This window comes from Streptomyces niveiscabiei (assembly GCF_001419795.1).
Classification (GTDB): Bacteria; Actinomycetota; Actinomycetes; order Streptomycetales; family Streptomycetaceae; genus Streptomyces; species Streptomyces niveiscabiei.
Map to the genome: position 1 here is coordinate 1 of NZ_LIRL01000689.1, position 10885 is coordinate 10885.

Consider the following 10885-nt stretch of genomic DNA (forward strand, 5'->3'; position numbering starts at 1 on the left):
GCCCTGCGGGCCGCGTCCTGGGGGCGGTTCCGGTCGTCGCGGCGCCCTCGGGCGTCTCGTTCCAGGACGCGGCCCGCAGGGCCGGACGCGGCCGGCGCCGGAGCCCCGCACCCGTCCCGGCCCGGCAGCCGCTCCGGGCTGCGCCGCGCCTCCCCGTTGCGCACGAAGCAGTTGCCGCCCGCGTTCCCCGTCGCCAGCACCAGGTCCGCGCCGTTGCCCGACACCCGGTTGTCGCGCACCGTGTTGTCGCGCGCCGGGTACCCCTGGACGTCCGCCAGCACCACCCCCGCCGCCCGGTTCCCGGTGATCAGGTTGCGCTCCACGACGTTCTCCCGGCCGCCGCCCGAGCCGATGCCGATGCCGAAACCGCCGTCCGCCTGCTCCGGGCTGCGCGGGTCGTTGTTGTCCGTGAACGCGTTCCCCGCGACGACCGCGCCGTGCTGCGGGCCCAGCGCCTCCAGGTCGTTGGAGTTCAGCGTCAGCCCGACCCGGTTGCGCGAGGCCCGGTTGCCCAGCAGGTACAGCCGCTCCGAGGCGTTCGTGACCTCCAGGCCGACCGCGTTGTGCTCGACCACGTTGTCCCGCACGACCGTGTCGCACGGCCGGCACTGGCCGACGTAGATCCCGGAGTCCGCCTGGCCCGACGCGTACGACCGCTCGATGACCCCCGCGCGCGCGTCGAACGCGTAGATCCCGTACAGGGCGTTGTTGTACGCGGTCACGTACGACGCCCGGAACCCGTGCAGCGGCGGGAACTTGGCGGTGTCCAGCGGGTCGTACGCCGAACCCCCGGCCCGGCCCGCCTGGAGCCGCTCGTCGGTCACGCCGGTGAACAGGACGCCGTTGGCGAGGTGGTTGCGGACGGTGAGGTTCTCGACGACGGCCCCAGCGCCGGTCACGGTGACCCCGTTGGGCCGCTTGAACTCCCCGTCGATCACCACCCGGTTGCGGTCGGTGCCCCGCAGGACGACACGCGGCCTGGCGACGGTCACGGACTCCCGGTAGACCCCCGGCGACACGAGCACCAGCCCGCCGTCCCGCACCAGCTCGACGGCCCGCCGCACCGAGGGCGCGTCCTGCGGCACCCGCACGACAGCCGCCGTACCGCCGCTGCCGGACCCCTGGGCCCCTTCGTCACCGCCTCCGGCGCACCCCACGGCTCCCACCGCGACGACAGCCGTCAGACACCAGCGGGCGAGCGCCCGGACACCGGGAAGAAAAAGAAGATTTCGCACGGACGCACATCTATCGCCCCGAGCCCCGGCCGGACAGCACCGACGCCCCGCGACACGCCTCCGGCTTGGACCGGGGGACTGGTGATCGTGGGGCGGCGGGTTCGGCTGTGGGGCGGGACGGCCGGGTGCGCGGGGCGGCAGCTTCCACCCGGCCAGGCCCGCTACAGCTCAGTCCTCCGACGGCTCCCGGTCCGTCTTCGCCGCGCGTTCCGCGTCGCGCTTCTTGATGCGGGCCGCCTCCTTGCGGACCTCCGCCTGGGTGGCGCGCTCCTTCTCCAGCCAGTCGGGGAGTTCCTCGCGCAGGGCCTCGATCTCGGCGGTGGTCAGGGGGTCCGTGACGCCGCCGCGGGCCAGGCCGGCGATGGAGACGCCGAGGCGGGCGGCGACCACGGGACGGGGGTGCGGGCCGTTCAGTCGCAGGTCCTGAAGCCACTGCGGCGGGTTCTCCTGGAGCTCGGTCAGCTCGGCGCGGGAGACGACACCCTCCTGGAACTCGGCGGGGGTGGCGGGGAGGTACACGCCCAGCTTCTTCGCCGCGGTGGCGGGCTTCATCGTCTGGGCGGTCTGGTGCGACTTCATGGGCCCAGGGTATCCGCCGCCGGGCAGAGGTCCGACCACAGCCGGTAACCTTGCGGCGTGACTGACTCGGCGGATTCCCCCACGTTCCGGCTCGCCTACGTACCCGGCGCGACGCCCGCCAAGTGGGCGCGCGTCTGGGCCGAGCGCTACCCCGAGGTCCCCCTCACCCTCCTCCAGGTCACCTCCACCGAGGCATCCGACGTCTTGCGCGCGGGCACGGCCGACGCCGGCCTCGTACGGCTCCCCGTCGACCGGACGACGTTCAGCGCGATCCCCCTCTACACGGAGACGACGGTCGCCGTCGTGCCCAAGGACCACGTCTTCACGGCCGCCGAGGAGCTCACCCTCGCCGACCTCGCCGACGAGACCGTCCTCCACCCGAAGGACGACGTCTTCGACTGGGACACGCCCCCCGGCGAACCGGCCTTCGAGCGCCCCGAGACGACGGCCGACGCGATCGACCTCGTGGCCGCGGGCATCGGCGTCCTCATCACCCCCCAGTCCCTGGCCCGCCTCCACCACCGCCGCGACCTCACCTACCGCACGATCACGGACGCCCCCCGGTCGGAGGTGGCCCTCTCCTGGCCGGAGGAGGCGACGACCGACCTGGTGGACGACTTCATCGGGGTGGTGCGGGGGCGGACGGTGAACAGCACGAGGGGCCGGGCCAAGGAGGAGCCGAAGAAGGCACCGGCGAAGAAGAAGGCCCCGGTGAAGAAGGCGGCGAGCACCGGGAGGAAGCCCGCACGGAAGACCGCGACCCCGAAGCCCCGCCGCCGCAAGTGACCCCCGCTAGGACACGTAGGTCGCGCGCTGTGCCGTAGCGACGATCACCTCTCCGTCCGAGGCCCCCAGCAGCCCGCCGGCCACCCACGACGCGACGACCTCGCGCACCCGCTCCACCAGCGCCCCCTTGTCCCTGAACGGCGCCCCCGCCCACACCTCGTCCAGCAGCGAACTCCCGCCGCCCCGCACGGGGTTGGCGACCCCGGAGTCCACGCCCCCGAACACCACCCGCGCCTCGACCCTGCGCACGTACACATGCGAGGGCTCCTCGGTCCCCTCGAAGAACGGCGCGAACTCCACGCCCGCCAGGGAGAAGTGCAGCGGCTTGCCCTCGACCGGCGTGAACGAGGGCGCCAGGTCCCCCGACAGAGCGGCGTTCCGGTACGGCGCGACCGGCAGGTAGGACGTGGACGTACTGCGCGCGACGAGGTTCACCGGCCCGTAGAACACCGACTGCACGGACGGGTCGTCCGGCGTCCGCTCCACCCGCATCCGGAACGGCGCCTCCACCCGCACCACGTCGCCGTCCCGCCACTCCCGGGACACCCCGAAGTAGCTCCCCGGCACCGGACTCCCGCTCACCGCCTGCCCGTTGACCAAGACCCGGAACCCGGCGACGGCCCACACCGGCACCCGCAGCCGCAGCTCGAACCGCCCGCCGCCGCGCACGGTGAGGGTCGTCCCCTGCTCGAAGGGGAACGCGGTGTCCTGCACGACACGGACCCCCTTCGACGCCCACTCCACCGTGGACGGCGAGAAGAGATTGACGTACAGCGCACTCCCGTCGGCGGCGACGAAATACACCGTGTCCTGGTATTTCGTGGCGCTCTCCAGCCCCGTGCCCTCACAGCACGTGGTGCCCTGCTTGGGCGTGTAGTCCCGCACATGCCCGGGGTTCAGCCCGAGGAAGTACGTGACGAGCGGCTTCTCCGCGTCGGCGACGTCCCGCTTGGACCCGAGGACCTGATTGAACAGAGCCCGCTCGTAGTAGTCCATGTACTTCGCGTCCTGCGCGTGCAGGAACAGCGCCCGGCTCAGCTTCAGCATGTTGTACGCACAGCAGCTCTCCGCCGACGCGTCGCTGATGACCCCGGCGACGACGTCCCGCGCCCGCCAGAACTCCGCGTTGCTGGTCCCGCCGATCGCGTACATGCGATGTGGTACGACCATGTCCCAGAAGTTCCGCGCGGCGGCCAGGTACCGCTCCTCGCCGGTCGCGTCGTACAGCCGCAGGTACCCGGTGAAGATCGGGATGTGCTGGTTGGCGTGCAGCCCGTCGAGGACGTCGGTGTTCGCGGCGCACGCGTCGATGAGCCGGTCGAGGTCGAACAGCCGCGCCAGCGCGAGGTGTTCACTCTTGCCGGTCAGGTCGTGCAGGTCGCACAGCGCCTCGACGATGCCGCCGAACTCGCCGCTGGAGAACAGCCCCCACATCCGCTGGAGCGTCGCCCCGGGCAGCTTCGACAGCCGGGAGTGCATCCAGTCGGCCATCCCGGACGCGAGGTCGAGCGCCCGCGCGTCCCCCGTCGCCGCGTACGCGTCGAGCAGCCCGCGCAGGATCTTGTGCGCGGTGTAGTAGGGCGCCCACACCTTCGTGTAGTCGCTCGCGGTCATCGACTCCAGCGCGATGAACTGCGTCTCGGGGTACGCCGCGAGGAACCCGGCATGGCTGGGGGCACCCCAGGTCCGCCGCAGGGTCGCGGTGAGGCCGCGCCCCGAGGAGTCGGCGAACGTGCCGCCTGACGTCTCGTCAAAACGGTACGAGGCGAGGTTCCCTGAACCCCTGCTGCTCTGAAGTCCCGTGATCTCGGCGGCGGTCAGGGCCCGCGACCACACGTCGAACCCGCCGAACGCCCCCGCGAACACGGGATCACCGGAGTAGTTCGACCGCCCCAGCCAGTTGTGGGCGAGCGTCCCGAGCGCGGCCGGCGTCAGCGTCATCCCCGAACTCCGGCCCACCGCCTGCCCGTTGACGTACAGGGTGCCGACCCCGCCGCCGATCGTCACCGCGAGGTGGCTCCACTGGTTCAGCGGCAGCGCGGCCGTGCCGTTGATGCCCTGCTCGCCGCCCGCCCCGCTCGTGGTGATCGCGAACCGGGGTACGCCCCCGGCGTTGCGGGCCGCGAGATAGAGGTAGCGCGTCGTGTCGTTGCCGAAGTCGAAGACGCGGGCCCAACTCCCGGCGTGCGTAGGCCTGATCCACACCGCGAGCGTCACCGACGAGGCGCCGCCCAGGACTTGGGCGGGCAGCTCGACGTACTGGTGGGAACCCCGCACGTTCTCGGCGGCCGTCCCGAACCTGCCCTGCACGCTGAGGACTTGGGGCGCGCGGCGCAGCGCCTCGCGGGACTCCGCCAGGGCGCCGACGATCGTGCGGATCTTCTCCGCGTACACCGCGTCCCCGGTGCTCGCGTACGCCTGCGACAGCATCGTCAGGAAGTGGCCCGTGTAGTGGCCGCGCAGATTCCCGTTCGCCTCGCCGTCGAGGCCCTCCCAGCCGCCGGGGGCGACCGCGCCGAGCGTGGAGAGACCGGCGTTCGCGCGGAACACCTGGAGCAGCCGGTTCACGTCGTACCCGCGCGCGTGGTCCAGCATCAACCGCCGCTTGTCCGCGAAGAGTCCGGGGCCCAGGGAGACCTTGTCCAGCGGGAGGGGGAGCAGGGACCAGGCGGCGGGAGCGGCGGACGCGCCGCCCGTACCCGTGCCGGCGACTCCGGATGCGGCGGCGGCGATCATCGCGCTCCTGAGGAGGGTGCGTCGGGAGAGGGGCGGGGCCATGTGCTCCTCGATTCTGTGGGCGTGGGGGGCGAGGTGCTGTTCGAGATTTCGGGTGCCGTTCGAGAGATCGTCCAGAAGATAGGCAGGGGGCAGCGGCACGTCAACGGGAGGGACGGGTACGGAAGTTTCGGCGCGGCCCGGCGCCTACTTCGCCGTCGCCCGCCCCACCGACTCCACCAGCGGCAGCAGCCGGTACGCCACCCGCTCGCGCAACGCGACCTCCGTCCGCGTACGCACCACCCCGGGCACGCTGATCAGCTTCTGGATCACGTCCTCCAGATGGAGGTTGTCCCGCGCGACGACCCGCGTCAGCAGATCCCCGCCGCCCGTGATCGAGAACGCCTCGACGATCTCCGGTACGGCGGCCAGCGCCTCGCCGACGTCGTCGAGGTGGCCCTGCGTGACCTCGATGTGCACGAACGCGAGGACCGGATGGCCGAGCGCGCCGGGGGAGAGGGTGGGGCCCGTGCCGGTGATCACCCCGTCCCGCTCCAGCCGGTCGAGCCGCGCCTGGAGCGTGCCCCGGGCGACCCCGAGGATCCGCGCGTACTCGCGCACGCTGGTACGGGGCTGCTCCAGCAGCAGCCGCAGGATGCGCGTGTCGAGCTCGTCCACCGCCATGCCGTCGGCCTTCCCGGTGCGCTGATGATCACCGGCGACTGTACCAATGGCCCAGCTAGGGGGCCTGCGGTGAGCGCCCGGGGGCCAGCGGGCGCGCGGCACCGGGATGCGCCCTCGGAGCGTGCGCGGGCCCGGGCCTCATGAACACGCGCCGCGCCCTCAGGACACGCCCGGTGCCGCATGTCCTCGGACGCCCAGCGCCACCCCGCCACCTCACAGCACCGGTGCCCGAGGTCCGTCCGGTGCGGCCCTGCGGCCCTCGACCACCGTTCGCGACACCTCCGCGACCTCCTCCGGGTCCAGCATGCGGAAGCCGTCCGCCGTGACCAGGGACACGCGGGGGAAGAGGCGGCGCGAGAGGTCGGGGCCGCCGGTGGCCGAGTCGTCGTCGGCCGCGTCGTACAGCGCCTGCACGACCGCCGTGACCGCGTCCGCCTCGCTCATCCCCGGCCGGTACAGCTTCTTCAGCGAGCCGCGCGCGTACACCGAGCCCGAGCCGGTCGCCGCGAACCCCGAGGACTCCTCGGACCGGCCGCCGGTCACGTCGTACGTGAAGATGCGGCCCTCGCCCCGGTCCACGTCGTACCCGGCGAAGACCGGCACGACCGCGAGGCCCTGCATGGCCATGCCGAGGTTGCCGCGCACCATCGTCGTGAGGCGGTTCGCCTTGCCGTCCAGGGACAGGGCGGTGCCCTCGATCTTCTCGTAGTGCTCCAGCTCCAGCTGGAAGAGCCGGACCAGCTCGATCGCGAAGCCGAGCGTGCCCGCGATGGCCACCGCCGAGTACTCGTCGGCCGCGAACACCTTGTCGACCTCGCGGTTCGCGATGACGTTCCCCATCGTCGCCCGCCGGTCACCCGCGAGGAGCACGCCGTCCGCGTACGTCGCCGCGACGATCGTCGTCCCGTGCGGCGCCTCGAAACCGGGAACCTGCGGGAGCGCGCGGCGCGAGGGCAGCAGCTCGGGGGCCTGCGCGCCGAGGAAGTCGAGGAAGGACGACGATCCGGTGGCCGTGAACGCGGACGGCAGCGCGCCGTCGCTCTGGTGGCTCATGGGGCTCCCTTTCAGTCGGGTCGGGATCGGCCTACCCGACCCGGCGTACGCGTATGCGCGGGGCGCGCGGATGGTCCGTTGGCCCGGCACCGGCCCAGTGGTGGCCGAATTGACTGAGCCAATGGATCACTCGATACGACGTCACTTGAGCCAGAAGGGCCGTAGATGGTCTGATAATCGCGTCGATGGCGCTGCGGGGACCCGTGGCGCCTTTCTCGTGCCGGAAGAGTCGCAAGGGGTGGGTGGCAGATGCTGAGGAAGGTGTTCACGGCTCCCGATCCGGGCCGAATGAGGCTGCGCGCCGCCTCCCGGGCCGTCCTCGGGGTCGGCCTCGCCGTCGTGGCCTGCGCCGTCGCCGGGCACTCCCTCGTCGCCGCCGTCACGGGCGGCCTCGCGGCCCTCCTCGCCCTGTTCACCGTGACGGACGCGACCGTACGGGGCCAGGCCGTCACGACCGCGCTGCTGCCCGCCGTAGGGCTTCCCGTCTTCACGCTCGCGGCAACCGTGCACGACCGTCCCCTCGCCCGCGGCCTCGCCTTCCTCGCGATCATCGGCGCGGGCGTGTACGCGCGCCGCTGGGGCCCGCGCGGCCACGCCCTCGGTGTCTTCGCGTTCATGGCGTTCTTCGTGACCCTGGTCCTCGGCACGACCCCCTCCCACCTGCCCGAGCTGTACGCCGCCGTCCTGCTCTCCCTGCTGGTCGCCGCCACCGTCCGCTTCGGCCTGTGGTGCTACGAACGCGGCCTCCCCACGCCCCCCGCCGTCACCGTCCCCGGCCTGGCCCGCGTCACCTCCCGCCAGGCCGTCCAGGCGACCACCGCCGCCACCGCCGCCCTCCTCGCCGGCCACGCGCTCTCCCCCGACCGCTGGTACTGGGCCGTCGGCGCCACCTGGTGGATCTTCGTCAACACGACATCGCGCGGCGAGACCCTGGTACGCGGCTTCCGCCGAGTCCTCGGCACAGTCGCCGGCATCGCCGTCGGCCTCCTGATCGCCGTCCCCCTCAACGGCGCCCCGATCCCCACGGCGATCGGCCTCACGGCGGCAGTCTTCGGTATCTTCTACACAGCGGCGGTGTCATACACCTGGATGATGCTCTGGGTGACGCTCCTGGTAGAGCTCCTCTACGGCGTCCTGGGCGTCCTGACCCCGTCCCTCCTGGCCCTCCGCCTCGCGGAAACGGGCCTGGGCGCCCTGGCCGCAGCCCTGGCCGTCCTCTTCGTCCTCCCCAACACCACGCACATGGTGACGGACGCCTGGCTCCACCGGACGTTGCAGGCCGTCCACGCGGGCAGAACCGCAGAACTGGAAGCCCTCCTACCGAGAGTCCGCCAGGCGGTGGCCCCCTTGACGCACCCCTTGAACCCCCTGCGGGAACGCAAGGCGAGAGCACACCAGGCACTCACACTGCTGGACACATGCGCGAGGGAAGTCCGCACGTCAGCGAACGGCAAGCCTTCGGCTGACTTGCACGAGGCAAAGCGAGAACTGGCAGACCTCTTGACGACGGCGAGAACCCCGTCTTTTTAGGGGCGCGGGGAACTGCGCGAACAACCACATCTGACCCGCACCCGCCGAACACCCCCCACTGGCACCCCAATAGGCGAAGGGCCCACCCCCACAAAGGAAGCGGACCCTCCGGACGTACAGCGTCCTGTCTGTTACTGCCAGGCCAGCGCCAGCGCTACCGCACCGCAGGTGCTTGCTGAGGCGCGATCCCCAGCGCAGTCGTGTACTTGGCCAGCGCCAACTTGCCGATCGCCGGGTACGGCCCCAGCGCCTCCGCAGCCGCGCACTCGACCTCCTTCGCGGCCTCCTCGACCACGACGGAGTCGATCTCGGGCCCGATCAGATACGGCGCGAGCGCGAGCTGCTGAGACCCGGACGCCCGCAACTGCTCGGCGACGGAAGCGACGGACCCCTCCTGGTCCAGCGCAGCGGCCATCACCGGCACGGCAAGCCGCGCAGCGAGCAGCATGCCTGTGATCCCGGCGGCCTGCACCGCCTCGTCGCCCCCGACGGACGCGAGGATGATCCCGTCCGCCGCGGTGGCGACGGTGAACAGCCGCGCCCGGTCCGCCCGCGCGAGCCCCGCCTCGGAGAGGCGGACGTGCAGCGCCTCGGCGAGCAGCGGGTGCGGACCGAGGACGTCGGTCAGATCCGCCGCGACCTTGCTCTCCATCACCGCCTGCCGGACCTGCCGCAGCAGCGCGCTGTCCGGCCCGGCCAGCAGCGGTACGACGACGGCGACGGGGCCGTCGGGCTGCTTGACGTCGAGCCCGGCGGCCAGCGCCTGCTCGTAGCGCGCCGTGCGCTCGTCGGAGGCGTGCGCGAGGACCGCCTGGAGGGTCGGGTACTCGGTGTCGTCCCCGTCCAGATATCCGATGCGCGCGTCGAGGCCGGGGAGTTCGGAGCGGGCGATGCTCACGATCTCCTCGGCGAGGCCCCGGGTGCCCTCTCCGGGCGTGCCCGGCACCGCGAGGACGAGCGCGGGCGCGCCCTCGGGGGCGGCCAGGGGCTCGGGTCGGCGGTGGCGCCCGGGCTGACGGGGGCGCGGCATTCGTACTGGCAGGCCGGACGCGGGCCCAGTGGGGGAACTCATGGCGCCGCATGTTACTGGTTTCCCGGGTTCCTCCGTTCGGGGAGGGTGAGGGTGAGCGGTATCCGTCCTGTTTTGTCTGATGAGTTACGTGCGGATCAGACGTGATCAGCATGATTTTTGGGTGACTTGCCCCGGTCGGGCCGTACTCGACCGCCGACGATCCGAACCCGTAGGGTGACGCGTTGTGGCACCACGACCTTTGCATGAACTTGTTGAAGAGGGCTGGGCGAAGGCTCTCGAACCCGCGGCCGGACGCATCGCGGCGATGGGTGACTTCCTCCGGGGGGAGATAGCGGCGGGCCGGACCTACCTGCCGTCCGGAGCGAATGTCCTGCGGGCCTTCCAGCAGCCCTTCGACGACGTCCGGGTCCTGATCGTCGGACAGGACCCCTACCCCACGCCGGGGATGGCGATCGGGCTGAGCTTCGCGGTCTCGCCCGAGGTGCGGTCGCTGCCCGGGAGCCTGGAGAACATCTTCCGCGAAATGCACACCGACCTGGGACTGCCCAGGCCCTCGAACGGCGACCTGACGCCGTGGACGCGGCAGGGTGTGCTCCTGCTCAACCGGGCGCTCACCACCGCCCCCCGCAAGCCGGGCGCGCACCGCGACAAGGGCTGGGAGGCGGTCACCGAGCAGGCGATACGAGCGCTGGCGGGGCGCGGCAAGCCGCTCGTGTCCATCCTCTGGGGCCGCGACGCCCGCAACCTCCGCCCCCTGCTGGGCCAGTTGCCGGCGATCGAGTCCGCGCACCCCTCCCCGATGTCCGCCGACCGCGGCTTCTTCGGCTCCCGCCCCTTCAGCCGCGCCAACGAACTGCTCGTACAGCAGGGCGCGGAGCCGGTGGACTGGCGCTTGCCGTAGGCCGTGGCGGGGGCGCGGTATGGATGGCGCCTGGGGGCGTGATCGCGCGGGGGCGGACGCGAGTGGCCGACCGTGATCCGGCGGCCCGCGTCGGCCGGGCGGCGTTCGGATTCAGGCGTTCTCGTTCGGCCGGGCGGGGTTGGGGCTTGAGTGTTCGGGCTAGGTCGGGAGGCGTTCGTGTCCGGGCGGCCCGCGTCGACCCGGCGGCGTTTCGGTTGGGGCGGTTACGGGCGGGCGGGTGGCGGTCGCGTCCGGGCGTCCGGGTTCGGGCGGGCCCGCGCAGGTGCCGTACACCGACGCGGCCTGCCGGCGCGGTGATCCGGCCCGCGCCCGCCCTCGAAGGGACCGATGCCCCGCGCGGCCACGGCC

General features: G+C 72.4%; 9 protein-coding genes. 3 read left to right on the forward strand and 6 right to left on the reverse strand.

The features are described from left to right. A partial coding sequence (locus AOK24_RS30615; RefSeq protein WP_240554207.1) for a right-handed parallel beta-helix repeat-containing protein occupies positions 1 to 1235 on the reverse strand: 1235 nt, incomplete at its 3' end. Between the two features lie 168 nt (positions 1236 to 1403). Then, positions 1404 to 1814 carry a DUF5997 family protein gene (locus AOK24_RS30620; RefSeq protein WP_055723288.1) on the reverse strand — a complete coding sequence of 137 codons (411 nt, stop codon included), beginning with the start codon at positions 1812 to 1814 and terminating at the stop codon, positions 1404 to 1406. Positions 1815 to 1871: 57 nt separating this feature from the next. On the opposite strand from AOK24_RS30620, the gene AOK24_RS30625 reads away from it, so the two are divergent. Continuing rightward, positions 1872 to 2600 carry a LysR family substrate-binding domain-containing protein gene (locus AOK24_RS30625; protein WP_055723289.1) on the forward strand — a complete coding sequence of 243 codons (729 nt, stop codon included), beginning with the start codon at positions 1872 to 1874 and terminating at the stop codon, positions 2598 to 2600. 6 nt (positions 2601 to 2606) lie between these two features. Here AOK24_RS30625 and AOK24_RS30630 read toward each other — a convergent pair whose 3' ends face one another. The 3 genes from AOK24_RS30630 to prcB all read right to left on the reverse strand — a co-directional run bounded on the left by AOK24_RS30630 (position 2607) and on the right by prcB (position 7052). After that, complete coding sequence (locus AOK24_RS30630) at positions 2607 to 5378, reverse strand: beta-L-arabinofuranosidase domain-containing protein (RefSeq protein ID WP_055723290.1); 2772 nt, start codon at positions 5376 to 5378, stop codon at positions 2607 to 2609. Positions 5379 to 5522: 144 nt separating this feature from the next. Further along, entirely contained in the window at positions 5523 to 5999 is a 477-nt protein-coding gene (locus AOK24_RS30635) for an Lrp/AsnC family transcriptional regulator (protein WP_055723291.1), read from the reverse strand. 213 nt (positions 6000 to 6212) lie between these two features. Further along, positions 6213 to 7052 carry a proteasome subunit beta gene (gene prcB / locus AOK24_RS30640; protein ID WP_055723292.1) on the reverse strand — a complete coding sequence of 280 codons (840 nt, stop codon included), beginning with the start codon at positions 7050 to 7052 and terminating at the stop codon, positions 6213 to 6215. Positions 7053 to 7301: 249 nt separating this feature from the next. On the opposite strand from prcB, the gene AOK24_RS30645 reads away from it, so the two are divergent. Further along, positions 7302 to 8582, forward strand: a complete 1281-nt coding sequence (locus AOK24_RS30645; RefSeq protein WP_055723293.1) for an FUSC family protein — start codon at positions 7302 to 7304, stop codon at positions 8580 to 8582. A 154-nt stretch (positions 8583 to 8736) separates the two neighbouring features. On the opposite strand, the gene AOK24_RS30650 is transcribed toward AOK24_RS30645, so the two are convergent. Next, complete coding sequence (locus AOK24_RS30650; protein WP_107104084.1) at positions 8737 to 9654, reverse strand: sirohydrochlorin chelatase; 918 nt, start codon at positions 9652 to 9654, stop codon at positions 8737 to 8739. Between the two features lie 184 nt (positions 9655 to 9838). On the opposite strand from AOK24_RS30650, the gene AOK24_RS30655 reads away from it, so the two are divergent. Further along, on the forward strand, positions 9839 to 10516 hold the full coding sequence (locus AOK24_RS30655) for a uracil-DNA glycosylase (RefSeq protein ID WP_055723295.1): 678 nt from the start codon (positions 9839 to 9841) through the stop codon (positions 10514 to 10516). Positions 10517 to 10885 lie beyond the last annotated feature (369 nt).

Coding starts and splice junctions, on each gene's coding strand:
- AOK24_RS30645 (WP_055723293.1), top strand. CDS start 7,302: ATGCTGAGGAAGGTGTTCACGGCTCCCGATCCGGGCCGAATGAGGCTG.
- AOK24_RS30650 (WP_107104084.1), bottom strand. CDS start 9,654: ATGAGTTCCCCCACTGGGCCCGCGTCCGGCCTGCCAGTACGAATGCCG.
- AOK24_RS30620 (WP_055723288.1), bottom strand. CDS start 1,814: ATGAAGTCGCACCAGACCGCCCAGACGATGAAGCCCGCCACCGCGGCG.
- prcB (WP_055723292.1), bottom strand. CDS start 7,052: ATGAGCCACCAGAGCGACGGCGCGCTGCCGTCCGCGTTCACGGCCACC.
- AOK24_RS30630 (WP_055723290.1), bottom strand. CDS start 5,378: ATGGCCCCGCCCCTCTCCCGACGCACCCTCCTCAGGAGCGCGATGATC.
- AOK24_RS30635 (WP_055723291.1), bottom strand. CDS start 5,999: ATGGCGGTGGACGAGCTCGACACGCGCATCCTGCGGCTGCTGCTGGAG.